At 59.0% G+C, this 23,323-nt stretch carries 22 protein-coding genes; 11 read left to right on the forward strand and 11 right to left on the reverse strand.

What is annotated here, in order from left to right; all coding sequences use genetic code 11:
• Positions 1-178: 178 nt before the first annotated feature.
• Together VJU77_03325 and VJU77_03330 are read left to right on the forward strand one after the other, a co-directional pair.
• Entirely contained in the window at positions 179-901 is a 723-nt protein-coding gene (locus tag VJU77_03325; protein HKP02370.1) for a hypothetical protein, read from the forward strand.
• Positions 898-1,560 (forward strand): class I SAM-dependent methyltransferase, encoded by a 663-nt coding sequence (locus tag VJU77_03330; protein HKP02371.1) that lies wholly within the window; start codon positions 898-900, stop codon positions 1,558-1,560. The genes VJU77_03325 and VJU77_03330 overlap by 4 nt, the downstream gene beginning before the upstream one ends.
• Here the strand turns inward: VJU77_03330 and VJU77_03335 are convergent.
• Complete coding sequence (locus VJU77_03335; protein HKP02372.1) at positions 1,557-3,614, reverse strand: DUF4349 domain-containing protein; 2,058 nt, start codon at positions 3,612-3,614, stop codon at positions 1,557-1,559. The two genes, VJU77_03330 and VJU77_03335, sit on opposite strands and share 4 nt — an antisense overlap.
• Before the next feature lie 5 nt (positions 3,615-3,619).
• Entirely contained in the window at positions 3,620-4,162 is a 543-nt protein-coding gene (locus tag VJU77_03340) for a sigma-70 family RNA polymerase sigma factor (protein ID HKP02373.1), read from the reverse strand.
• A gap of 238 nt (positions 4,163-4,400) precedes the next feature.
• Between VJU77_03340 and VJU77_03345 the strand changes: the two genes are divergently transcribed.
• Positions 4,401-4,871: a transposase gene (locus tag VJU77_03345; protein HKP02374.1), complete on the forward strand. Its 471-nt coding sequence runs from the start codon at positions 4,401-4,403 to the stop codon at positions 4,869-4,871.
• Positions 4,872-4,943: 72 nt separating this feature from the next.
• Here VJU77_03345 and VJU77_03350 read toward each other — a convergent pair whose 3' ends face one another.
• The 9 genes from VJU77_03350 to VJU77_03390 all read right to left on the reverse strand — a co-directional run bounded on the left by VJU77_03350 (position 4,944) and on the right by VJU77_03390 (position 15,536).
• Positions 4,944-5,960, reverse strand: coding sequence for a L,D-transpeptidase family protein (locus tag VJU77_03350; GenBank protein HKP02375.1), 1,017 nt, complete (start codon positions 5,958-5,960; stop codon positions 4,944-4,946).
• A gap of 44 nt (positions 5,961-6,004) precedes the next feature.
• Positions 6,005-7,051 (reverse strand): mechanosensitive ion channel family protein, encoded by a 1,047-nt coding sequence (locus VJU77_03355; GenBank protein HKP02376.1) that lies wholly within the window; start codon positions 7,049-7,051, stop codon positions 6,005-6,007.
• 154 nt (positions 7,052-7,205) lie between these two features.
• Positions 7,206-7,631 carry a VOC family protein gene (locus tag VJU77_03360; protein HKP02377.1) on the reverse strand — a complete coding sequence of 142 codons (426 nt, stop codon included), beginning with the start codon at positions 7,629-7,631 and terminating at the stop codon, positions 7,206-7,208.
• 356 nt (positions 7,632-7,987) lie between these two features.
• A complete protein-coding gene (locus tag VJU77_03365; GenBank protein HKP02378.1) occupies positions 7,988-10,051 on the reverse strand; it encodes an amylo-alpha-1,6-glucosidase in 2,064 nt (687 codons plus the stop codon).
• Positions 10,029-12,041 (reverse strand): malto-oligosyltrehalose trehalohydrolase, encoded by a 2,013-nt coding sequence (gene treZ / locus VJU77_03370; GenBank protein HKP02379.1) that lies wholly within the window; start codon positions 12,039-12,041, stop codon positions 10,029-10,031. Before treZ ends, VJU77_03365 begins: the two co-directional genes overlap by 23 nt.
• Positions 12,042-12,603: 562 nt before the next feature.
• Positions 12,604-13,056, reverse strand: coding sequence for a hypothetical protein (locus VJU77_03375; protein HKP02380.1), 453 nt, complete (start codon positions 13,054-13,056; stop codon positions 12,604-12,606).
• Between the two features lie 65 nt (positions 13,057-13,121).
• A complete protein-coding gene (locus VJU77_03380) occupies positions 13,122-13,610 on the reverse strand; it encodes a hypothetical protein (GenBank protein ID HKP02381.1) in 489 nt (162 codons plus the stop codon).
• Positions 13,611-13,651: 41 nt separating this feature from the next.
• Complete coding sequence (locus tag VJU77_03385) at positions 13,652-14,110, reverse strand: polymer-forming cytoskeletal protein (GenBank protein ID HKP02382.1); 459 nt, start codon at positions 14,108-14,110, stop codon at positions 13,652-13,654.
• Between the two features lie 166 nt (positions 14,111-14,276).
• Positions 14,277-15,536 (reverse strand): MFS transporter, encoded by a 1,260-nt coding sequence (locus VJU77_03390; GenBank protein ID HKP02383.1) that lies wholly within the window; start codon positions 15,534-15,536, stop codon positions 14,277-14,279.
• 271 nt (positions 15,537-15,807) lie between these two features.
• On the opposite strand from VJU77_03390, the gene VJU77_03395 reads away from it, so the two are divergent.
• The 8 genes from VJU77_03395 (at position 15,808) to VJU77_03430 (ending at position 23,320) form a co-directional block, all read left to right on the forward strand.
• A complete protein-coding gene (locus VJU77_03395; GenBank protein HKP02384.1) occupies positions 15,808-16,785 on the forward strand; it encodes a lysophospholipid acyltransferase family protein in 978 nt (325 codons plus the stop codon).
• The gene (locus VJU77_03400) at positions 16,782-17,765 is read left to right on the forward strand and encodes a hypothetical protein (protein ID HKP02385.1); all 984 of its coding nucleotides are present in this window, start codon (positions 16,782-16,784) and stop codon (positions 17,763-17,765) included. The genes VJU77_03395 and VJU77_03400 overlap by 4 nt, the downstream gene beginning before the upstream one ends.
• Before the next feature lie 118 nt (positions 17,766-17,883).
• Complete coding sequence (locus VJU77_03405) at positions 17,884-18,492, forward strand: L,D-transpeptidase (GenBank protein ID HKP02386.1); 609 nt, start codon at positions 17,884-17,886, stop codon at positions 18,490-18,492.
• A gap of 79 nt (positions 18,493-18,571) precedes the next feature.
• Positions 18,572-19,810: a 4-hydroxy-3-methylbut-2-enyl diphosphate reductase gene (locus VJU77_03410; protein HKP02387.1), complete on the forward strand. Its 1,239-nt coding sequence runs from the start codon at positions 18,572-18,574 to the stop codon at positions 19,808-19,810.
• 110 nt (positions 19,811-19,920) lie between these two features.
• Positions 19,921-20,751, forward strand: a complete 831-nt coding sequence (locus VJU77_03415; protein ID HKP02388.1) for a Ku protein — start codon at positions 19,921-19,923, stop codon at positions 20,749-20,751.
• Positions 20,752-21,041: 290 nt separating this feature from the next.
• Entirely contained in the window at positions 21,042-21,359 is a 318-nt protein-coding gene (locus VJU77_03420) for a hypothetical protein (GenBank protein HKP02389.1), read from the forward strand.
• Positions 21,360-21,373: 14 nt separating this feature from the next.
• Positions 21,374-22,387 carry a hypothetical protein gene (locus tag VJU77_03425; protein ID HKP02390.1) on the forward strand — a complete coding sequence of 338 codons (1,014 nt, stop codon included), beginning with the start codon at positions 21,374-21,376 and terminating at the stop codon, positions 22,385-22,387.
• A 453-nt stretch (positions 22,388-22,840) separates the two neighbouring features.
• Entirely contained in the window at positions 22,841-23,320 is a 480-nt protein-coding gene (locus VJU77_03430) for a hypothetical protein (GenBank protein HKP02391.1), read from the forward strand.
• Positions 23,321-23,323: the final 3 nt, after the last annotated feature.

The following is a 23,323-nucleotide window of genomic DNA, read 5'->3' on the forward strand; positions in this document are numbered from 1 at the left end:
GGACGCCCAAGGTAGGGACGCAGCGCTGCGGCGTCCGCGGATCCCGCGAGCGCGGGACGCCGTCCCTACCACCAGGTATCCAGCCGCCACCTGGCTTAATCTCGTCTGCCTTGACGCCCCGATCGTTGCCGTTACGTGGCTTTGCCTTTTCGCCAGGGTATTCCGGGTGCCGGTGTCTATGGGAAACGCCACCGCCCTTTTTTTGACCGCCTGGCTCATTTACCTGGCCGATCGCGTGGTAGACGCTTCATCGCTCAAGAGCGGAACACCCCGCTCTCTTCGCCAGGCTTTTTGCCTTCGGCACCGCGAGATCTGGATCAGCGCTCTGGTAATCATCTGTGGACTCGACTCCTTTGTGATCTGGTGGAGCACCGCGGCGGTAACGCTTTTTGTCGGAGCCGTGGTTGGGCTCCTTGCCTTGATTTATCTCGTCCTCAATCATCCGCTCGGTCTCATCTGGCGTTCGTTGCCCGCCAAGGAAATCGCGGTTGGTTTGCTCTTCGCGGCGGGAACTTTCGTGGCGCTGCTGCCGGCCATCCCATCGCCGCCCGGATTTGTCTTTGCGGCAGTCGGCTTTGCGGGGCTTTGCTCGCTGAACTGCATCAGCATCGCCTGCTGGGAACGCGAATTGGATCGTGAGCAGGGCAAAGTCTCGATCGCGACGCGGCACCCGGAAATTGCGGGACATGTCAGATCCATCTGCCTCATTCTCGCGCTGACGGCGTTCGCCCTTGCGATCCCTTTTCCTTTGGCTCTTCCGATGTTTGTTTGTATCGGCGTGAGCGCCTTGTTGCTCATGGGGCTCGATGTGTCGCCCTCCCTGGCGCCTGATTGGCGCACCGCTCTGGCCGATCTTGTCCTGCTTACTCCGTTGCTAGCGCTGATCGCGGTGAAGCTGTGAGTTTCGACGCCGTTGCGCCTTGGTATCGGGTGCTGGAAACAGTCGCGTTCGGCAACGCGCTCCAGCGTGCCCGGCTAGCCTGCCTTGGTGAGATTGGCTCCCCCCGCCGGGCCCTGATCGTCGGCGAGGGGAATGGGAGGTTTTTGCTCCAATTACTCCGGAGCCATCCGAACGCGGAGATCGATTGCGTGGATGCGAGCGGCCGGATGCTGGAGCTGGCCCGGAAACGAATTGAGCGTGACGCTCCGGAGCAAACGAGCCGCGTTCGGTTTCTGCAACAGGACATTACTTCTTGGACGCCGGCGGGAGAGAATTACGATCTGATCGTTACCCATTTCGTGCTCGATTGTTTCCCGGAAACGACGTTGCCCCGCGTGATCGATCGTCTCGCGGGCGCTGCGAAAGCAAAGGCAGATTGGCTGGTCGCCGATTTTTGTCTTCCGTCATCGGGCCTGGCCCGGTGGCGGGCCCGCGCGTGGCTTGTCGCGATGTATCGATTTTTCCGCTTCACCGCGCGGATCGAAGCGGACGAGTTAGTCGACCCTGCTCCTTTTCTCCAAGCGGCGGGATTTTCGTTGGGCCGCGAGCATTTGTCCCGAGGCGGCATGCTGAGATCGCAGCTGTGGCGGCGGGAGCGTTCGCTCCAACAAGGACCTTAGCTGCGATCCGCTTCCTGCTCGGCCACTTGCTTGCGCGCGGCGCGCGCCCGTGAGACGCGCCGCACGATCCAGCCAACAGCCGCCAGGATCAGTGCCCACGGCGCGAGGAACGCGACCGCCACGCCAATCATTCGCACGCTCCACATCAAAGCCGCCGCGCCTTGTCCAATGGTCCGGCGCAACGTCGCCCAAATCCCGGTCTCTTCCGAAACGATGTTTCCCTGGCTGTAAACCTGGATGGAAACATCAGCCGGTGCGCTCGCTTCATCGATTTGCGAGTTCGGCCGATCGTCCCGCCGGACACTGACGTTCTCGACCTTTCCGAGCCCGTTCAACGCCTGCATGAGCGCGTTGTAATTCTTCATCGGCACGCGAAGCGAAACGTTCGCGTATTCGCGGCCATTCGGATCGCGCGAGAAAGAGGAGCTGCGGATGCGGCCGTTCTGTTGCTCGGCGATGGCGCGAAGCTGTTTCGTCTTGTCGCTCACTTCCGGCGTCTGGATCCGGAGCGAAGTCGATTGCAACGCGATCTCCTGTTCGTCGCGCGAGAGAGTGATATTCAGCTCCATCTTGTCGCGCTCGGTCTTCGCACTCTCGCCCAGGCCGTCGCCGCCCTGGGAAACGCGTTGCGTTTGCACCTGGAAATTCTCGACCCGGGCCATGCCTTTGATTCGGGCGATGACCGCCTCGCTTTCCTCCGGAGCAAGCAACAGGCTCATTCGCGCCGACACGCGGCCGGTATTATCACGGTCGATCTGGGCATTCGTGATCTGCACCTTCGGCGAAGCGAGCGCCTTGATGTCGTTGTAGGTCTTCTCGACTTCGGTCGCGTAAAGCGACAGCTGCGCCCGTTCCTTCAACAGGAACGCCGCCGGAATGTTCATGTTCTTTTCCGCGAGCGTGATCGTCACGGTTGCGAACGCCACTTGCGAATCCATGAACTTCAACTCACCCTGCATCGTCTCGATTTCCTCGCGCACCCGGCCGAGTTCCTTTTCAACTTCGAGCAGGTCAGCGACGTCTTTGCTCTTCGTCTTCAGGATTTCGATGAGCCGCTGCTCCATCAACCGCGCGTTCTTCAGGCGCGATTCGGTGTCGAAATAATTCTTGGTGACGTCCTCGGTCGTGAGCGCCTGGTTCTTCAGCTCCCCGATCGCGCGCAGTTTCCCGAGAAACCGGTCGAGATTGTCCGGCAACACTTTCACCACGATCTCCCCCCGCAGTTTGCCGTTCGCCTGTTTCTCCGAGCTTGTGGTCGAGACGTAGCCTTTCTCTTCCGAGGCGAATGCAGTGATCTTCTGGACCGATTCGTCGAAGCTGGCGACTTCCATCTCCGCCGTTGCGTTGCGGACCAGCTTTCGATTGGCGGTTGGTCCAACAGTCAACGCGGATGCGGAAGGTTCCGTCGGCGTTTCGGCGGTCACATCTGCGGCATCGGCTTTCTCATCCTTGAACTCGGCCTTTTTTGTTTTGACTGGCGCGCGCAACGCCTCGGTCTGTGGCCTCGGCGCAGACGAAGTGACCGCGTCCATCGGCGGGGGAGGTGGAGCGACCGTCGATGGCGCCACGTTCTTGGTACGGCCGTCGGCCTTGCTGAGAAGGCCGTCCGCTTCCCGGCTTGCGCCCGGTTTTTCCTGCTCTGTCGGCGCTTGGTTAAAAGCGACCGTCACATCGTAAGGCGTTTTCGGCGTCATCGAAAATTCACCGGTGAGCATTTTCCCCATTTGGGCGAGGGTGAGAAGAACCGCAGCGGCTGCCGTGAGCTGGACCGCGCGGACGCGCATCAGGTCGGCGATGAGGCTGATCAGCCCAGCCCGTTTCGGCACACGCTCGCGGAATCGGGAGACCATCCGTTGTTCGAAGGCGGCGTCGGCCTTCTTCTGGGCCAAAGTTTCGTTCAGAATCCTGTTCATAGTTTTTCCTTCCTGAAAAGCCTGGCGGCATTCCGCGCACTCAACGAGGTGGGCGTGGAATCCATCGCGCTCGGCAGCCGTCAGTTCGTCGTGGAGATCGGCCGCGAGCAGTTCGTCAATTTGTTCGTGAATCGTCGCCATAAGAGTTATCCGGTTGAGGCCAGGGCCGGCTTGAGCCGTTTCCGCATCAGTCCAAGGGAGCGGCCCAGAATTCCGCGCAGCGCTCCGTTCGTCAGGCCAAGGGTCTGCTCGATCGTGCCGTAATCGAGCTCTTCGAAATAACGCAACGTCACCGCGGCGCGATGCAGTTCCGGCAACTGCGCCAGGGCCGAGCGGACCTCGCCATCGAGGTCCGCCTTTTGGCCTGCGGCCGGGAATTCGGCCGTTTCCGCTGGTTCAAAATCTTCCGGTAACGGTTCCGGCCGGCGTTTTCGGGCGAGGTCCCGTGCCCGATGCCGAGCGATGGTGGCAAGCCAGGCGGGGAACTTGGCCGAATCCCGCACCCGCCAGCGCGATTTCCATGCTTTTACGAAAGTATCCTGGACGACGTCCTCCGCTTCCTCGCGGTTTTGCAAAATGCCGTAGGCAATGGCGAAAAGGTTCCGGCTGGCCGACCGGATGACGGTCTCAAAAGCGGCGCGATCCCCATGGATGGCGGCGCGGTAAATTGCGTCTTCGGATGAGTCCATTTCTGTTGTTCTACCAGCCTAGACGCACGAGGTGCCGGTTCCGCGCGAAAAATCTTGTCAAAAATTTGTAGGCCGGGGGAAACCGTCGTCTCGTCGCAGCGACGGTTTGGGACCGCTTCTTCTGTAGCGGCGGTCTCGGACCGTCGTCCCGCTGTAGCGGCGGTCTCAGACCGTCGTCGGCAATCTCCCACATCACAAAGATATCGCCGGGACCCGCTAAGTCCGCTAAGAGAGCTACGTGCCCCCCAGGCTTTCGCGTCTCGAACGCATCTACGTTCGCGAGCCGATCTACTTTGTAACGGCTTGCACCGCTCACCGGAGGAAGCTGCTGGCGCGTCTGTCCATCCACGCTGTCTTCCTCGGCTTCGCGGCCAATGGCCCAGCCTCGGGCGCGTGGATTGGTTGTTATGTGCTAATGCCCGATCATTTCCATGTATTTGTAGCAATCGATGACGAGCGGATATCGCTCTCGAATTGGGTTCGCGCACTCAAAGGGACACTTTCATCTCAGCTACGGAAGGAGGGAGTTTCTTCTCCGTTTTGGCAGAAAGGGTTCTTTGATCATGTGTTGCGGAGCGAAGAATCTGCTACGCAAAAATGGCAGTATGTTCGGGAAAACCCGACGCGTGCAGGTCTGGTGACAGAATCAGACGACTGGCCTTTTCTCGGTGAAGTGTTTCCCTTGGAATATCGGGCGGAGAGCGGGTGAGTTCGGACGACGGTCAGAGACCGCCGCTACAGGTGCGACGGTCTGAGACCGCCGCTACAGAAGAAGGCTCTCCTACCTGAAAATCGAAACGGCGTTGCCCACGGTGACCAGCTCCTTCACCCTGGCGGCATCCCAATTCGCGGTCCGAATGCAGCCGTGGCTCGCGGCTCGGCCGATGGTTTCAGGATTATTCGTCCCGTGGATCCCGACGTGCGGTTTGTTCAATCCCATCCAAAGAACGCCCACCGGATTGTTGGGGCCGGGCGGCAGGTTGTAGAACACACTCGATTTCTCGCCATGCTGGAGCACGCCCTCGTCGTGCCGGAAAACCGGGAGCGTCGCGATGCCGAGAATCTTCCAAAGGCCCATCGGCGCGGGCAGGGTGGATGAGCCGGGAGTGATCGGAAACTCCGCCACGAGCTGCTTGCCGTCGTAGATCAGGAGAAAGTGGTCTTTCGTGTCGATGTAGATTTTTCGATTCGCGAACGCGGCATTTTTCTCGGCGAAACCTTCCTTCAGATCCTCGATTTTGAACGGCAACACATTCGGCACCTTCACCGTGTCGCCCGGCTTTAGATTCTCCAGCTTGAGCTCCGGGTTGATCTTCTTGAGGAAGTCCTCGGCGGAATGGTAACGCTCGGCGACGAATTCGAGGAGCGACCCGTAGTTCAATCGTTTGAGCTTCGCCTGCTCGGACGGCTTGCTCGCGGTGTCGCCGACGAAGTTCAGCGCTTCCGGCGGAATCGTGTAAGTGGTGTAGGTCTCGGGCACCTGGTCGAGCAGCCACGAATCGATTCCGCCGGTCTCCGGCATGCCGTGGGCGCGCTTGTAGTGCACCAGCGCCTTCCGGAAAAATTCGCCCATCCGGCCATCGATCTTGCCCGGGCCGAAGTCGTTGTTATCGAGAAAAATTTGCAGCTTCACGCTCGTCTCTTCGTCGTAATTCGGCAGCGCGACCGGGATGGTTTTCGGAACCGATACTTTTGGCTTCGGCGATGGCTGCGGCCCGGGTTTCTCCGTTTTTTTGGCCACCGGCTTCGCGGCCATGGTCACGAGGGCGACGGCGACAATTAGAATTCGAGAATGCATCGGCGAAGTAATCGGCTGGGATTGCGTGACTGGCAAACGAAGCATTACCGATTCGCGCCCGCCGGGAACATGACTTTGTCCGGCGCCGCGTTGAGCGCGGCCAGCAGCTTCGGGATCAGGCGCGTCTTGATGGAGCCGGCTTCACGCGGCGGGACGACATACCGCACGATGGCGTCGATCCACGTCACCTCGTCGACCCGAAAGAAAACCCGCGGATGCGCCCGGACCTCGAGCTCGTTCACCGGTGTTTTCGCCAGGAGATCGCGGTAAACCTCGACGCGATCTTTCATCTCTTCGCCGATTTCCTGCTCCACGATCCGTTCCATCGTCTGGGCGACGAACTGCAAATCGCTCTGGTAGGCGATCTGGAATTTTATCTCATTCCAGATGTAGGGGAAGAGCGGCCAGGAATAATTGTAAACCATCGAGTCGAGCACCTTCGCGTTGGGGAACTTGATGATCCGGCCGCTCGGGTGGTCCGTGGAAAGAAACGAGCCCCCGAACTCCCAGAGCGTGGTGTCGATGTAGCTGACATCGATCACGTCCCCGGTGGCATCGCCGATTTTGATCCGGTCGCCGACGCGATATGGCCGCCGGACGAGAATATAAATCCAGCCGATGAAACTCGACATCGGCGTCTGCACCGACAGGCCGACAATGATGGAAACCACTCCCACCGAGATCAGTGCCGTGTACCAGTTCGCGAAGAAGATAGAGAGCCCGATGAAGACAATCACAATCCCTACGATGAGGTGGAGAATGCGCCGGAGCGTGAAGGTCGTGGAGGCGTCTTCGACTCGCCCAATGGCATAAACCGAGACCGCTTTCGCGATCGCCAGGACAATGACGATGAAAACCGTTGCCCGAACGGCGCGGGCGATCAGATCGAGATGAGGCTGCGGAAGGGGGATCCATTTCCAGCCGAGTAACAACCAGATAGCGGCGCAGCCCAGCAGAACCAGGGCGTGGGTCGTAAACCAGAACTTATCCCGCGCCTGCGCCTTGATGACTGGCTTGCCGCCCGTCTGGGCCAGGGCCTCGCGGACCTCTGGCTTCTGTTTCACCTGGGTCAGCGTTTCGGGCTCTGCCATACCCCTGTATTCGAAATAGTCCGCCGTAGCGGCGGTCTATGATCGCTGACTCTTGTCTGGGGAGCGCACGCGTTTCGCCGAAGCTTCTTCTCTGCGAAAGCGGAAAGATAAAAAAATTCCTGACGCGGAGGCGCCGTCGTCACCGCGCTCCAACTCAGGGGATAAGCTGTTTTAGCTCAACCAACATTCCGTCCGGCGCTTTCAGAAACGCGACCTTATAACTCCCGGTCGGCGTCGGAGGCTCGACGGGGAAAAGCTCGGGCTCTTTAAAAACGATCTCACGATTGCCGCCGTTACGCTCGACGTAATAATTCGTGGCCGCCTCACAGTCCTCAACGAGGAACGCCATGTGGAAAGCGCCGAGGCGATCGGGTCCCGGTGCCGGCTGCGGCGTGGCCGCGGTCGACGGGGCAAAAAGGAGGGTTGCCCCACCAAGCCTGAACTGTAAGTGCCGAATCGGACCGATTTGGACAAAGCCAAGATTCTCCGCCTCCATAATGTCGACGTAAAAGTGAATGGTCTCTTCGAAGTCAGAGTAGGTGCGGTAATGAACGTGGTCGAAACTGAGGTTGGGCTTCATGAGTTTGCTCGGCATCTCCGAAACGGCCGTCGCCGGTCGGCGTCGTTTATCGCGGTGGCGATTTCTTGATTTTGGCCAGGTAACTTCGCGCTTTAGGTGAAAATGAGCCGTCGGGCGTGCGGGACAGGAATATTGCGGGGGAAAACAAAATCGGGGTCAAAACGAATCCCAGCCTGCGCCGCGGAGGATGTCAAGTGCGAAGGAGCGGATGTCGATGACGTAGCGATATGCTATGCGATCCGTGCGATAAGCGCGGAGCCTCACCGTTCGCGACGCGTTTTGTTGGGAAAAGACTTAATCGAGGCGGGGGCAGGCCTTCAGCTGCGGCTCGATTGGTCTCGCCGACCCAGAAGAAGTCACGCCGTCTTCACCCAGCAACGCAGCACTTCCGCGACGCTCCAGGCTTGGGCGATGCAACCACCGGCGGTGTGCGGTTCCCGCGCATCGAAAACTTCGCTAATCGTTCCGATTCCGTTCTCGTTCATGCTTTCCGGGAAACGATCGAGGAATTTGCGCGCGGCTGTCTTTTCTTCCGGATGCACTTTCAACCAGGCATCGATAAACGGCCCGATTAGCCATGCCCAAACCGTGCCCTGGTGGTAGGCGCCGTCTCTAGAGCGAAGGTCACCGCCGTAAATCGGTTTGTAATCCGGATGGTTCGGCGAGAGGGACCGCAGGCCGACCGGTGTCACCAAATCGCGCTCGGCGACTTCGACCACCGATTTCCAGCGCGCCTGATCGAGCACCGGATTGTCGAGCGAGATGGCAAAGAGTTGATTTGGCCGGCAGGCGGGGTCGCTCGCGGTGCCCCCATCTACGTCAACGACATCGTAAAGGTGTCCACCTTCCTCGAACCAAAAGCGGTCGTTGAACGACTCGCGGGCTCGCCGGGCATGGTCCGCGTAGCTCTGGGCCGCTTCGGCGTTTCCCATCTCGCGGAGCCAGCTTTCCAGAAGCTTGAGCGCGTTATACCAAAGCGCGTTGATCTCCACCGCCTTGCCTCGCCGCGGTGTGACCACCCAATCGCCCATCTTCGCGTCCATCCAGGTGAGCTGATAACCTTCCTGGCCTTGGACGAGCAGCCCATCCCGGGGATCGACGTGAATGTTAAACCTCGTCCCGCGCAAATGATGCTCGGCGATATCGACCAAGGTGGGCAGGAGGAGCCGGAGAGTGATGCGGTCCTGCGACTTTTTTAAGTATCGGCCCAAGGCATGGAAGAACCAGAGGGTTGCGTCCGCGGTATGATAAAGTCCCTCCTTTTGTCGATCAGGAAACATATTCGGGATCAGCCCATTGCGAACGTAATGAGCAAATGTTCGTAAAATATATCCAGCCTCTTGACAGCGCCCGGTTACCAACGTTAGCCCTTCCAGGCTAATCATCGTGTCCCGCCCCCAATCGGTAAACCAGTGGTAGCCCGCGATGACCGTCCGCACCTCATCGCCCGACGCGTGAGCGCGCGCCGCTTCCTCAAAGCGGCCGGCCGGGGTGATCACATATTGATCGCTCGCGAAAACGAGTTCCGCGGCGACGCCCTCCTTGGCTTCCGGGGCCGAGTCCTCCAGCAGTCTCGCGCGCCGTTGCCGTTCGGCTGCGAGCACTTCCAGTGGGCTCAGAACATCAATGATCTCCCATGGCTCGGTCGATCCAATCAACGTCGCCCTGTTTTCATCAGCGAAATCGACCTGAAAAAATCCGGGGCTCCAGAGCGTTCCTTCGTGGGCATAGCCGCGGGCCTGCTCGGTCCGATACACCACCTGGTGAATTTTCGCGGGCGCGATCGTAAAGGCTGTGGCATGACCGCAAATCCGCATGCGGAGCGCGCCATATTTCCGGCGAGCCGACACGATTTCGTAGCGTTCGTCGACCGCGCTCAGCTTGTAAGGCTCGGCCAGGGGCAAATCGACTGCTTCCTCGTGATGGCGAAAATGGAAGGCAGGCCGCAGCTCCAGCCTGGGAGGTTTCCCCGGGCCCCTGACCTGATAGCTCACGTGCACGGTGTTTTGGAGGTGAGGCATCGAGACGCGTTTCTCGATGGCGAAATCGCGAACGTGATAAACCCAGACCGGCATCCCGTCCTCGAGGCGGAATTCGCGAAGATAATCGGCGCTTTTCAGATCGAGCTGGCCGCCGGCACGTTCCTCCGCGCCTAACGACACTACTTCGTTGTCGTCAAAGCGGAGAAATTCGGAGACGTGATTCCACATGACGACGCGCCCGAGGGGAGTTGGCAGGGCCGCGACCAGGATGCCGTGATATTTCCGGGTGATCGCCCCGGAAACCGTCCCGGACGCGTAACCACCCAGGCCATTGGTCACGAGCCATTCCCGATTCAGGAGGACTTCGCGCGAGGGATGCGCCGGGTCCCACGCCATCGAGCGGACGACCACCGGATTACTGTTCGGCTTTTGCTCCACTTCTTTCTTTCGGTTTCCGGAGTGGTCTTGTCCGTGGAATGGGACGAAAAGCGATGGCGGCTTCCGCGGGGAGCGACCAACCTTCATCGGCAAAAGGCATGGCGACACCCGGCCCGCCGTAGCGTTGATCGTCGCTCGACCAAATCAACTCCCACTCAAAGCCAAGCGGCGGGGCGAGGAGCGGTTCGGCCGAGGGCGTCAGCGATTGTTCCGGACCGAGATTGACGAGCAGCAGGCGTTCTTCCCCCGGTTTCCCAAAGAAGCGGAGGAGGAAACTGTTTTCGCCCAGGACCGCGCCATCCAAACTTCCGGGAACCTGCCTGCTTAACCGCGGATCTTCCCGTCGCAGGCGAATGAGGTCACGATACAGATCGTAGAATTGCGATTGTTCCGTTCGCTCTGCGAAGTTCAGCTTGCAGCGCTCGAAATTTTTCGGGTCGGTCGGGTCGGGCAGATTTCGGTGTGCTTCGCCGCTCGCCAGAGACGGAAATTGGGACAGAAATTCGAAACGACCCTCCCGGATCGCGTTTCGAAGTTTTTCGTCGCCGATGTCCGTGAAAAAAACGAACGGCGTCGTCGCCCCAAATTCCTGGCCCTGGAAGAGGAGGGGGGTCCATGGCCCGAGCAGGAGCAGCGCGGTCATGGCGCGGTAGCGTCCCGGCGAAGTTTCAAAGCGCATCCGCGCGCCAGCCGCGCTGTTCGAAACCTGGTCGTGATTCTCGATGAAGGAAACGAACGCCGCCGGGTGCACGCCAAAAGTCGGCATCCCCCGTTCGGCATCCTGCCACCAATACGGCTGGCCCTGGAAGAGGTAGCCATATTTCGCCGCGGAAACGAACTCCTGCGGCCGCCCGCAATAATCCGAATAATAGGCCTCCCGCCGCCCGCTCAGGGCGACATAGGCGCTGTGGTGGAAATCGTCGTTCCACAAACCATCGAGGTCGTCGCCGCCTTCGCTGCGGGGCCGAATAAGCTTCGTCTCCTGCGGTTCGTTTTCCGCGACGAGGATAATCGAACGCTCCCCGGCCGCGAGCCGGGCCGCGCGGCCGATTGCTCCCACGATGTATTCGTCCGAGTTGTCGTGAATGCTCTGGGTGGCGTCGAAACGGAACCCGTCGAAATGAAATTCCTCGATCCAATAGCGTCCATTGGTAATGAAGAATTCGCGGACCGGTGCGGAGTTTTCCCCGTCGAAATTGATCGAGTCGCCCCATTCATTGGCGCGTTCGGAATGGAGGTAATCGCCGGAGTAAAGCCCAAGGTAATTGCCGTCCGGGCCAAAGTGGTTGTAAACGACGTCGAGAATCACGCCCAGGCCTAACGAGTGGGCTTCATTCACGAAGGCCCGCAGATCGTCCGGGGTCCCGTAAAGGCGCGTGGGAGCGAAAAGATCGACTCCGTCGTAGCCCCAGCCGTAATCGCCCGGAAAATCCGCGACCGGCATCATCTCCACCACGGAAATCCCAATCCGGGCCAGCTCCGGCAATTCCCGGGCCGCCGCTGCCCAGGTGCCTTCCGGGGTGAACGTCCCGACATGCATCTCATACATGATCTGGCCCGGCAGCGCGAGTCCCTGCCAACTGCTATCGGTCCAGGAAAACCGGGTTGGATCGACCACGCAGGACGGCCCGTGCGGTCCTTCCGGTTGGAAGCGGGAAGCCGGATCCGGGTAGAGATTTTCTCCGCCATCGATCCGAAAACGGTAAAGCGTTCCGGCCTCAGCCGTCACCGCTCCGGAAAAATAACCAGTCGGCTCGCGTTCGAGTTCGTGAAAATGGGGAGCTCCTTTGCTGATCCGGCCATTCTCCCATTGGCCTTCGAGAGCCACCTCTAGTCGTTTAGCCTTCGGCGCCCAAACGCGAAAATGCGTCCGGCCATCGTCGGCTGGCTCGGCTCCAATTGGATAGCGGCGCTTGCGTGCTTCTTCCGTCACCTGACTCCTTCGCTCCGCGTTCCCGGAACGGTTGTGCGGGAGTTTGTTTGTTTGCATCTCAAATGGCGAGAAAGCCGGCGGCGGCTACGGCATGATAGACCGCACTCCGGGCACGTTACACGAAGACCGGAGTGGGGTCATCCGCCGTCGCGTCCTGGCTGGCCGAGGCTGCGTCCCCACAACTTGATGGCTTTACCCTGTTAGGAATATAGAGCGCCGGGAGGCGCGAAGGATTAAAGCCCGGAGGGAGCGTAGCGAACTCCGGGGGAAAAGAACGGAACCACCCCAAAGAACCCCTGAAAGGGGTGACGGATGCCGCGCATTGTCGGGGGCCAACGGAATCTCGGAAACGTCGCCTGGTTTGCTTTGTTCTCGATCCGTCGCCCCTTCGGGGCTCGTTTCATTGAGACGCAAACCCCGGAGTTTCGCTGCGCTTCACTCCGGGCTTTTATTCCGACGTCCCTTCGGGACTAAGGGCTTGTCGCAGTTGTTTCGAGATAGCAGCCCTTTTCGATTTCCCTGCGGGACGCGTTAGAGCGACGCAACTCGGTGGACGTGCCGATCCAAACTTGACGGCTTTAGGCCGTCAGTGTTCCTCAGCGCGACGAGGACTGGAGAATCAACGCCGGTTTTCCGGCCACTCGCGTTCCAGAAATGAATCGTAGTGTCCCTGTTCGATCTCCTTTATGAGATCGCGAAACGATTCCTGTTGCAGCATGCAGCCTCGGGCCGTCTCCACTTTCGCGTCGTTCGCTCTGAATTTTTCCAGGGCGCGCTGATAGGCCGCCCGGTCGCGCAATCGCAGGGCGACCAACGCATAAAGCTGCCCCGCCGGCGATGCCTGCGGCAGGAGGCCCTCCAGCCGAGCCACGGCATCCGATTCCTTGAGAATTTCGCGAAGCGCCCGCTCGCCCTGCGACATGGTTCCGGCGACGCCAATTCCGCCAAAGGAAAAGCTCGAGCACAGGCTCAGCGAAACCTCCGGCTTCGTTCTTTCGGCCAGCCCAACCGAGCCGACCAGGGAAAGCAAGGCAACCGTCCACAGGACAATGGGGGAAATCGTAACTTTCATATCGCTTTGACGAACGCCCCTCGATTCCCATGCGCACTAATTTCGACGGAAACCGGGCCGCTCAATCACGACTTCGCCGCCGCGGTTGGCTCGAACAAAGCAGCCTCGTAATTGGCCACAAAAAATCGTTTTCCTCTCGTCTCAATTCGGTGACCCTCTGCCTTGAGCTTTGACTTCTGCGCGGCAATGCCGCCGGGAAATTTCGGGTTCAGTTCACCGCCCGTTTTTAGCGTCCGCCAATAGGGCGTGATCTTGCGAGCGCCTGCTTCCGCGGCTTCTTCGGCCGCATTCGCCGCAATCCAGGCGAAGATACCGGTCGTCAGCGGACAACCGATTGTGGCGCCATGCTTTCCCGCGATGAAGGCGCGAAGTACATCGGTGGTGAGAATGCGTCCGCGTGGAACGGAACGCATGATCCGGTCGACTTCGATTGGAGCCGGGATCGCCATGGTCCCTTTGCCCCATTTGGTCGCCGCTTTTCCCTGCAGTGCGACCACCTTCGGCAGGTCCTTGCTGTCAGCCAGTTTCTCCCGCCAGCTCTTCTTGCCCGGCATAGAGAAATGCTGATTAGCCCTCGGGCGGGCGCCACTAGCGATTACGCCGAAGCCGCTGCCCCTGCGGGCTTTTGCGAGAACGCGATCTTGGCGCTGCCGACGAAACTGGCCGCTTCATCGACAACCAGGCGGGGCGCTTCGATATCGCCGTTCACGGTGCAACCGGCGCGCAGCTCGCAGCGTTCGGCCGCTGTGATGTTGCCGTCCACGGTGCCGTCCACGATGACGGAGCGCGTCTTAATGTCGCCCTTGATCTTGGCCGCCTTGCCGACGGTCAGCCGGCCTTGGGAATTGATCTCGCCTTCGACTACGCAATCAAGAGTCAGCTCTTTTTGAAATTTAACGCTGCCCTTGATGGAGACGCCGCTCGAGAGCGTTCCGCCCCGGCTAACCTCGGTCGCGCCGTTTGGGGTCGGGTCGGGTTTGGCTTGCGGTTGAGGAGGGGGCGTCGCCATTGGGGCGGCGGGCTCCACTTTTCGGCTGCTTGAAAACATCTGCATCGGGTTTGGGTCTCCTTCGAAAGATCATGGGACAGTTATTCACAAAGGTCAACCTTCGGTTTGATTTGGAGGCGGCACGCCACCGTGCCGGTGGGGGAAAAGTGGTGGAGCCGGCACGCCACCGTGCCGGTGGGGGAAAGCGCCGAAGCAGAAAATCGCGTCGTCCTCAACGGCCTGGGGGCAAGCCGTCTCCATTGCGCGCTCGGGATGACAACGCGTAAATCACCGTCCCAACAAGGCCGAAGACGGCCGCGCCCAGAAAATTCGCGCCTGGTCCCAATTTCCAGAGCCAGGCGCCCAGGACGGCGGCGGTGCTGACTAATAAATCCCGGACCAAATAATACGCGCCGACCATCTGGCCGCGGCGTTCGGGATCGCAATAACCGATGATCAGGGCCTTACGCGACGTGTCCCCGAATTCCTTCAAACCCCGGATCGCGAACGCCAGCACCAGCATGGCGAAACTGCCGGAGATCCAGAGCGCGAGCGGGAAAAGGGTGAAGAATCCGAAGGTGGCGAGAACAAAAGGCTCACGACCGTGTTTGTCGGCGAAATGAGAAACCGGGATCAGGCAGAGGCTGGCGACGACAACCTCGATGCTGATCAGAATGCCGACTTCTTTGGCGGTCACTCCGACATTGTCCATCGCGTAGATCACGACCCACGCGTACGGGATGCCCTCGCAGAAGCGGACCAGGATGTCGCTGAGCAAGAGACGGCGCAGTGGCGCACTAAACGCGAGCAGGCTTTGGCGGAAGTTCCAGTGGTCGCCGGGTCGAGTCGCGGCCACCGGATCCTCCCGGAGCTGGCGTTGCACCAAAAGCGTTACGCCGGAAAGAACAATGGACGCGACCAAACCGATGCGCACGCCGTCGATGATGCCGTACCGGTCGATCAGATATCCGCCCAGGATCGGCGCGAACATGATCGGCAATCGCTTGATTACCGATTGCATTCCGATCCCCATCGCATGCCGATTCGGGCCGAGGGTGGCTCCGATGAGCGAGAAAGCGGCCGGCAGCGAGAAACAGGTCCAGGAAAGAAAAAGGAACATGCCGGCAATGACCGCGCCCCAATGCGGCACCAGGAGAACGAGGGAATAGCCCGCGATCGAAAAGAGATTGAAGGCGAGGAAAGCGCGGCGATGTCCCCAGCGATCCACCAGCACTCCGCCCGGATAGGCATAGATCGCGCCCAGCAAAATGCGGATCGCGTCAAAAGCCCCGATCAGAAAGATGGAGGCGCCAAGGGCCTGGAGGTATTTCGGCACGAACCGCATCCAGAGTTCTTCCCCCGAGCCGATAAGGAAGATCGCGATCAGCAGGATAACGAGGTTGCGCCGGAGTCCGAAGAAATCCGCGAGGCGGCCGCCGCCGTTTACGGAGACTCGTTCTGGGTGGCCTTTGGTCTTTCGCGCCGGATCCATCTCACGGGAAGAGGCAACGTCCAACGCCCAACGTTCAACGTCCAACGCCGAACTAGAGAAAAGACCAGTCGGGCGCTTTCGGACCGATGATTTGGGGAATTGGTGCGCAGTTGATCCTCCGGCATCCGAGAGTCCGGAATTGGACGTTGGATGTTGAGCGTTGGACGTTGGACGTTCCGCCCGCAGGCCGGCTCGTCCCGTACTCGCAGCGCGGACGAAGCGTGCTTACACTGGCGCCGTGCGCGCAGGTTGGAAAAAATTTCGTTATCGAATGGAATGGCTAGCGGTGAAGGGAGCCGGGAGCCTGGTTCCGTTGCTTTCGCGAAAAATGTGCGTGCGGCTCGGGGAATTCATCGGGCGAACGGCTTTTGCGGTCGATAAGCGGAATCGCCGGGTCGCGTTGAGTAATCTCACGGCGGCGTTTGGCGACCGGTTTTCATCGCGCCAACTCGAGGAGATCGCGCGTGAAAGCTATGTCCAGTTTGCCCGCACGGTCACCGATCTTTTTTGGACGCCGGCCCTAACGGCGGAGAATTTTTGGGACTACGCCGAGTTTGCCAACCTGGAACGCCTTCGCGCGGAGATCGCGCCGTCGAACCGCTGCATTTTCGCCGTGTTCCACTACGGCAACTTCGAATGGCTCAGCCCCGCCGTGGCCTGGGCCGGCATGACCACCGACGTCGTGACCCAGGAATTCAAAAACCCGTTGCTCGACCAAATCTTCCAGGGCTTCCGCGAACATGCCGGGCACACGTCGGTCCCGCGGAACAAAGCGATTGTCCGGCTTTACAAGACGCTGCGAAAAAGCGGCCGGGCGGCCTTACTGGTCGACACGACGCTGGCGCCGCATCACCCGACGGTGGTGATCGATTGCTTCGGCCTGAAGACAATCGTGACTGTTGCCCACGCCTGGCTCCACGAAAAAACGGGCGCGCCATTGATCCCGATTTATTGCGAGCCGTTGCCGGAGGGCCGGTGGCGGATCGTGGCCCAACCGAAAATCGAGGTGCCGGCGGGCGCGACCCACCAGGAAATCGCCCAGCTCTGCTGGGACTCGTTCGAACCAGTCGTTAGGCAGAACCCCGCGCCCTGGCTCTGGATGTACAAACATTGGCGTTACAAGCCGGTCGCGGCGCCGCGTCCTTATCCGTTCTATTCGCAGGAGTCGCCGTTTTTCGAGCAGATCGCTTCCCGGCCGAATTACGCGAAGCTCGACCGGCCCGCCGCTCTCGAAGCGATGCAACCATGACGCCATTCTGGAAGCGTGGCCGGCACCGGGCCGAATGGCTGTTCGTTCGCCTCGGGGCCGTGGTCACGCCCCTCTTTCCGAGACGATTGGTGGAAGGAATCGGGTCGAGCTTCGGATGGCTGGCTTCCTTTCTGGATCGCGAAGGGCGTCGAGTGGCGCTGAGCAATCTGGAGCACGCGTTCGGTTCCACGCTCACGCTCGCCGAACGCAAAAAAATCGTTCGCCAATCCTATCGGCATTTCGCCCGCGCGATGACCGATCTTTTCTGGAGTCCGCGCCTGACGGCGGAAAATTTCGCTGGGCTCGTTGAGTTCTCCGGCCTCGAACAATGGAGCTCCGCCCTGGAGGAGGGGAAGCCAGTCATCTGGGGTTGCCACCACTTCAGCAACTTCGAATGGATGGCGACGAGCGTCGGCTTGTCCGGGCGCCGAAGCGTGATCATGGCGCAGGAATTCAAGAATCCGCTCCTGGATCCGACGTTTATTGCGCTGCGGCAATGGGGCGGCCATCGCGTCGTCACGCGCCAGGGATCGCTCCTCCATCTCTATCGGGCTCTGCGGCGGGGGGAACGGGTGGCGATTTTCGCCGACCTGACGATCTCGGCGAAAATCCCGAGCGTGGTGATCGATTGTTTTGGGATGAAACGCTGCGTCAGTTTTGCCCAGGCGTGGCTCCATCAGCGGACCGGCGCGCCAATCATCAACGCCCACATGGAACCGTTGCCCGACGGGCGATATCGGCTGGTCTTTCATCCGCCCTTGCAGCTGCGGCCCGGCGCTTCCGCGCGCGAAATCGCGCAGGCCTGCTGGGACCAATTCGAACCGGTCATTCGCCGGAATCCGGCGCCGTTTATGTGGATGTACAAGCACTGGCGTTACCGGCCCGAAAGCGCGGACCCGAACGCGTATCCGTTTTACGCCAACGTTTCGCCGCACTTCGAGAAGCGGCTGGCGGAGACCGGGAATGGAGTGGCGGAGTAATGGAGTGAGGGTGGCCAATTTCCTCTTCCCCAGCACTCCACTGCTCCATTACTCCATCCGCCTCGCCGCGTCGCGGTATTGACAAAATCGCGCCAGTACGCTTTTCCATTCTCCAACTATGAGACTCTTATCCCGCCTCGCCCTTTGCCTGTGTGTGCCGGCCGCTTTGCTCCTGACCAGCTGCGGCACGATGACCACCTCGTCGTCATCGAAGAATTACCGCGTGATCGCGCATAAACCGAACGATCCGTCCAAAGTGGAAGTGTATCTGTCCCTCAAGACGCAGAACGTTTACGTGATGGAAGGCGACCGTCTCCTCATGGCAGCGGTCACCAACGTCGGCAAGCCAGGCGCGGAGACGCCCACCGGCGACTTCACCATTTACAACAAGGAAAAGAAACGCCGGCGCGCCAGCGAACCGGATGCCGGGTATCCCATGGCGTACTGGCAGGAATTCAAATCCGCTTACGGTTTTCACGAGGGCTTCGTCCATCCGTATCCGCACACCCACGGCTGTGTCCGGATGCATCGGGAAGCGGTCGCTCGCATGTACGCGCTCACCAGCATCGGCACCAAGGTTCACATCCGGCAATCGCTTCCCGAAGATCAGAAATACGGCAGCCAGGTCATGAAACTCGACCAGAGCAAGGATCCCGATCCGCCGCGGTCGTTCATGATGTCGGACGCCTGGTTCAAGGATCCTCCGGGGCCGCTCCTGGTAGACTGAATCCGGATTCACAGCTAGGTTCTGGTGGCCGCCGGGTGTCGCGAGGATGCCCGAGGGCGGACTTTCTTTATTCAGCTCGATGAGCACGAATCTTATCTCCAGCGGAACGACGGCGCGCGAGAAGGTGAACCTGCGCACGCCGGAAGTGATGACGGCCGTGCAGGAGCAGGTCGAATCGCATTACCGTAGCGACATTGTGGACAAGGTCCGGCGCGCCGGCGGGATCCTCCAGTGCGGCGACGTCACCGTGCGTCTGGCCAAGCAGTTCGGATTTTGCTACGGCGTCGAGCGCGCCATCGACCTCGCCTACGCCGCCCGGAAAGTTTTCAAGGACCGGCGGCTCTTCATCGTCGGCGAGATCATTCACAATCCCGAGGTCAACGAGCAGATCTCCTCGCTCGGGATCAAAAACCTGATGGGGAAAAACAAGCAGGCCGACATCTCCGATCTCCAGCCGGAAGACGTCGTGATCGTCCCGGCTTTTGGCACCGAGCTTTCCATCCAGCAACAAATCAAGGACCGCGGCTGCCAGATCGTCGATACCACCTGCGGCGACGTGATGAGCGTCTGGAAACGGGTGCGCAAGTATGCCAGCGAATCGGCCACCTCGATCATTCACGGCAAGGCTTCGCACGAGGAGACGAAGGCCACCAGTTCCCGCGCGCTCGGCGACGGGAAAGGACATTATCTCGTCGTGCTTACCCTCAAGGACACCGACTACGTCTGCGATTACATCCGGCACGGCGGAAACAAGCAGGAATTTCTCGCGCATTTTAAGGACGCGCATTCGCCCGGATTCGATCCTGATGTCCATTTGAAGACGGTCGGAGTGGCGAACCAAACCACGATGCTGCGAGGGGAGACGGAGGAAGTGCAGCGCCGGATTCGCCAGGCCATCGTCGATCGCGACGGCCCTGAGGGCGCGACGAAGAATTTTCGTTTCTTCGACACGATCTGCGGTGCGACCCAGGAACGGCAGGACGCGTTGCGCGAGCTGCTCGATGTCCGGATGAATTTGCTCCTGGTGGTGGGCGGCTACAACAGCTCGAACACTTCGCACCTGGCGGAAATGGGCGAGGAAAAGCTGCCGACCTATTTTGTTCGGAACGCGTCCCGGTTAGTGTCCACGACCGAGATCCTGCATTACGACCTTCATGAGCGGCAGGAAATCATCGCCAAGGACTGGCTGCCCGGGGGGCCGATCGTGGTTGGAATCACGGCGGGGGCGTCCTGCCCGAACAACCTGATCGAGGAAACGTTGGTGCGCTTGTACGAGCTCCGCGGAATCAGCCGCGAACAGCTCGAAGCCGCGGCGTAGAAAATGTAGAGGCGCTTGTGCCAAGCGCCTTGAGCCGGGAACAGGCGCTTGGCACAAGCGCCTCTACATAATACGCGCGATCAACCCGCCAGCGGCGAAGCTTGTACGCCATGCGTGCAATCTGGAAAGGCAGTATCAGTTTCGGCCTCGTTAACATTCCCATCGCGCTTTACCCGGCGACCCGAAAAGAAGAGCTAAAGTTTCGTCTCCTGCGAGCAAAGGACCTCAGCCCGGTGAATTACAAACGGGTGGCGGCAAAGGACGGCAAGGAAGTTCCGTGGGACGAAATCGTTAAGGGTTACGAATACGAAAAAGGAAAGTTCATCGTCCTGAACGAAAAGGATTTTCAGCGGGTCGATCTGGAAGCGACCCAGACCGTCGACATCCAGGACTTTGTCGATCTCGATGAGATCGATCCGATGTATTTCTACAAGCCGTATTACCTTGAGCCGCAGAAAGGCGGCGACAAAGCCTACGCGTTGCTCCGCGAAGCGCTTTCCGATGGCAAAAAGGTTGGCATCGCCAAAGTCGTCATCAAGACGCGGCAATATCTGGCGGGAGTGAAGGCGTTGAAAGACGCGCTGGTGCTAGAGCTGATGCATTTTGCCGAAGAGCTGGCCGATGCGGAAAAGCTCCACGTGCCGAAGAAGACCACGGTCGGCAAACGCGAGAAAGACATGGCCGAAGCGCTCGTGAAAAGCATGAGCTCGAAGTGGGACCCGGCGAAGTACAAGGACGATTACCGCGAAGCGCTCATGGACGTGATCGAAGAGAAAGTGGAGTCGGGCGGAAAAGAGATTGAGGAGAAACCGAAAGAGAAGAAACCTTCGACCAAGGTGATCGACCTGGTGGCCGTTCTGCAGGAAAGCCTCAAGGCGCATGGGGGGCGAAAGATAAAAGCGGCGCCGAAGAAAGCGAAGCACCACAAAAAAGCGGCGTAAGTCTCAGGATTCGACATTCGTGTCATCCGAAAGTTGGCGAAACGCGCCTGCCACCGCGTTTGCAGTAGCAGATTCGCCGCCTTCAATTTTTGTGCTTTACAATTCCAGTGGTCCTCGCAAACTTCATCGAATTTTGATTCGATTTTATGATTTCCCCCAAGACGTAATGATTTCAGAGGCGTATCGCGGCTTTGCTCGAAAGCATAATATAGCTCTTTGCGTTAGCGGTTCGCAAAGCCGCACTTCTTTCTCAACACGCACGTAGTTGATCCAGCAGGAGACCCCTCTCTATGACGCAGAGTTACGAATTTGAGATCATTGCCATAGCTCCAGACACGGCGGCGGATATTGCACAAAAAATTATGCCCGCCATTAAGGACGGCCTTCGCGAACATGGCCATGAATCTTTGTTAGAGGATCGGGAAATCCAAGTGGATCAGAAAGAGAATTTCCCGGACATGGACTATCACACGGTGATAATCCTCGTTCACGTCGCCACGAACATTGCATATGATGTTTTCAAGACGTATGCGATTCCCCAGCTACGAAAGCTCGGCGAAGTTCGAGAACCGAAGCAAAAGTCAGATGAGCGAAGAGCTGACGGGTAGCGATCGGGCTGCCGATGCATATACGGCACAAAGCGAAACTCAGCGCGTATGTGCTGGCATGCGAAGGATTACACAAAGTCCTCCCTGATCTCTATACTGCGGCACAAGATACTAACGACTCTCGCCTTAACGTATTGGGCTTGATTGGTGCCTTCGAGATTCGAGTCCAAGAGTTCTTCGGCAGCTGTAAAGAAACTGATCACGCAGCGGCGGCTTTCCGGTTGGCGCAAAAAGTATCCGAACTGGGCGATCTCGCCCGGGATCTGAACGCAGAGGCGGGAGCAATATGGGATCGATATTCTATCGCATTGAAAGACAAGATACCCGCTTGGAATTTTGTGGCGCATGTCCAAGAACTACATGATGTGGGACGCGGCCTCGCGCGCGAATTTTTTGCCAATTGTGCGCCCCTGCTTGGCCGCCTGAAAGTTGATTGTCGCTGTCAAGTAAGGTGCAACGAATCAGAACGGTCTATCCCCCCGATGTTATTTAGCCATTCGAGCGCATTGATTGAGGCAATCTTTTCGTTCGAGTCCAACGAGCCACACTTTCGGTGGTACGTAGCGTTACCTTTCAGATTTCTACACGAGTACACCGCACATATCTTCGCAATCGACACGCGCTATCAAGTTTTCAGCGATGGTTGGATGTTAGTCGCCGCCTCACGATTCCTCGAGCGACGTTGGCTAGCAGCGGATGGTGAATTCCCCCTCTCAGAAGACCAAGTATATGTTTTTCGGAAAGCCCTTGAGCATATGTTATCGCCGGTTTCCCAACGGGGAATACGTGTGGCGCGGCTATTTGAAGCGATTGTGGAGTCCGAGGGACGAGCGGTGCTTTTCGTAGAAACTACCGATGCTCTGTGTAGCCTGGAAAACGCCGAGCCTCTGGCACGATTAGAGTACACCGCGCGCTTCTTGAGAAACCTCGAGAGGCTGTTTTCCACGCGGGACGGACGGAATCATGTCCGCCGCTTAACGACGGTTAATGGTGAGGAGTTTTTGAGGGTCGTTACTTTGCAATTTTAGTCACCTGAGCATGAAAGCTGCTTAGAATCGTGGCTCGGATGAACTTTTCACTTGTTTCTTGCTCAGAAGAGCATCTACTCTCACGCCATGCAAAGGGCTGACATGAACAGAGTGCGGGTCGCCGTCCGACAAATAGCGTTGGACGGGAAGCCCTTTACCGCGTTCGACATCCAACGTCGGACGGGTTTGAACATTGAGAGTATTCGGACCGAGATTCAGCGTCTGCGAAAAGGTGGCTTTCTGGATACGAGTACGTCAAAGACACAGCCGGCGGAGCGTGGTCCTGGAGCCCCTGCGGCACTGTACTCCCTGACGCCGGACCCCGCACGAATTCAAGAGCTCCGTGGAACTGTTGCTTCGTTTTATCTTTCGGTACCCGTGGCGCGAACATCCCGGCCGACGAGTGAACACTTTATCTCAGCGCGACATGCACTGAACGATGCAACAAAGGCTATGAACTCCGAAGAACGGGAAAACCTTCTTGCGACCGCAGAGTTGGAACTACAGGCAGCTTGGCTATCGGAAGGCGATGGAGGTGCGACTGAGGAATTGAAGGCGCACCTTCTATTCGAATCAGCCAGACTGAAACTCCTGCACGAGGACTATTCCGACGCGGAAATGCAGTTCGCACACTGCCGAGACGTTTTCGTAGAGCACGGGGATTATGACCACGCCTTGTTGGCAGATGACAATGTCTTGGCGTGCGAAATCAAAAAATTGACTGAACGCGAAAAATTATGCCTTGCAACGCTTAACACATTGCGGGGCAGAACTGCGAGCCCGCTCGCCTTAGCTGTTTTGGAGGCAGCCCAGTCTTTAGAGTCGGCAGAAGAAGTGCGGCTCGATGACTATTATGTGGGCAATGATATCTCTCGCCAAGAATTTCGCCATTATTTCGGTGAACTCGAAGTTTGTACTGCGGCATTGTCGTAGCTT

The sequence above is a fragment of the Chthoniobacterales bacterium genome, from assembly GCA_035274845.1.
Lineage (GTDB): Bacteria > Verrucomicrobiota > Verrucomicrobiia > Chthoniobacterales > UBA10450 > AV80.

Excerpts from the sequence above, each read along its gene's own strand:
- VJU77_03325 (HKP02370.1), top strand. The coding sequence starts at position 179 with ATGGGAAACGCCACCGCCCTTTTTTTGACCGCCTGGCTCATTTACCTG.
- VJU77_03335 (HKP02372.1), bottom strand. The coding sequence starts at position 3,614 with ATGGCGACGATTCACGAACAAATTGACGAACTGCTCGCGGCCGATCTC.
- VJU77_03340 (HKP02373.1), bottom strand. The coding sequence starts at position 4,162 with ATGGACTCATCCGAAGACGCAATTTACCGCGCCGCCATCCATGGGGAT.
- VJU77_03350 (HKP02375.1), bottom strand. The coding sequence starts at position 5,960 with ATGCATTCTCGAATTCTAATTGTCGCCGTCGCCCTCGTGACCATGGCC.
- VJU77_03355 (HKP02376.1), bottom strand. The coding sequence starts at position 7,051 with ATGGCAGAGCCCGAAACGCTGACCCAGGTGAAACAGAAGCCAGAGGTC.
- VJU77_03360 (HKP02377.1), bottom strand. The coding sequence starts at position 7,631 with ATGAAGCCCAACCTCAGTTTCGACCACGTTCATTACCGCACCTACTCT.
- treZ (HKP02379.1), bottom strand. The coding sequence starts at position 12,041 with ATGCAAACAAACAAACTCCCGCACAACCGTTCCGGGAACGCGGAGCGA.
- VJU77_03375 (HKP02380.1), bottom strand. The coding sequence starts at position 13,056 with ATGAAAGTTACGATTTCCCCCATTGTCCTGTGGACGGTTGCCTTGCTT.
- VJU77_03380 (HKP02381.1), bottom strand. The coding sequence starts at position 13,610 with ATGCCGGGCAAGAAGAGCTGGCGGGAGAAACTGGCTGACAGCAAGGAC.
- VJU77_03385 (HKP02382.1), bottom strand. The coding sequence starts at position 14,110 with ATGCAGATGTTTTCAAGCAGCCGAAAAGTGGAGCCCGCCGCCCCAATG.
- VJU77_03390 (HKP02383.1), bottom strand. The coding sequence starts at position 15,536 with ATGGATCCGGCGCGAAAGACCAAAGGCCACCCAGAACGAGTCTCCGTA.
- VJU77_03395 (HKP02384.1), top strand. The coding sequence starts at position 15,808 with ATGGAATGGCTAGCGGTGAAGGGAGCCGGGAGCCTGGTTCCGTTGCTT.
- VJU77_03400 (HKP02385.1), top strand. The coding sequence starts at position 16,782 with ATGACGCCATTCTGGAAGCGTGGCCGGCACCGGGCCGAATGGCTGTTC.
- VJU77_03405 (HKP02386.1), top strand. The coding sequence starts at position 17,884 with ATGAGACTCTTATCCCGCCTCGCCCTTTGCCTGTGTGTGCCGGCCGCT.
- VJU77_03410 (HKP02387.1), top strand. The coding sequence starts at position 18,572 with ATGAGCACGAATCTTATCTCCAGCGGAACGACGGCGCGCGAGAAGGTG.
- VJU77_03415 (HKP02388.1), top strand. The coding sequence starts at position 19,921 with ATGCGTGCAATCTGGAAAGGCAGTATCAGTTTCGGCCTCGTTAACATT.
- VJU77_03420 (HKP02389.1), top strand. The coding sequence starts at position 21,042 with ATGACGCAGAGTTACGAATTTGAGATCATTGCCATAGCTCCAGACACG.
- VJU77_03425 (HKP02390.1), top strand. The coding sequence starts at position 21,374 with ATGCATATACGGCACAAAGCGAAACTCAGCGCGTATGTGCTGGCATGC.
- VJU77_03430 (HKP02391.1), top strand. The coding sequence starts at position 22,841 with ATGAACTCCGAAGAACGGGAAAACCTTCTTGCGACCGCAGAGTTGGAA.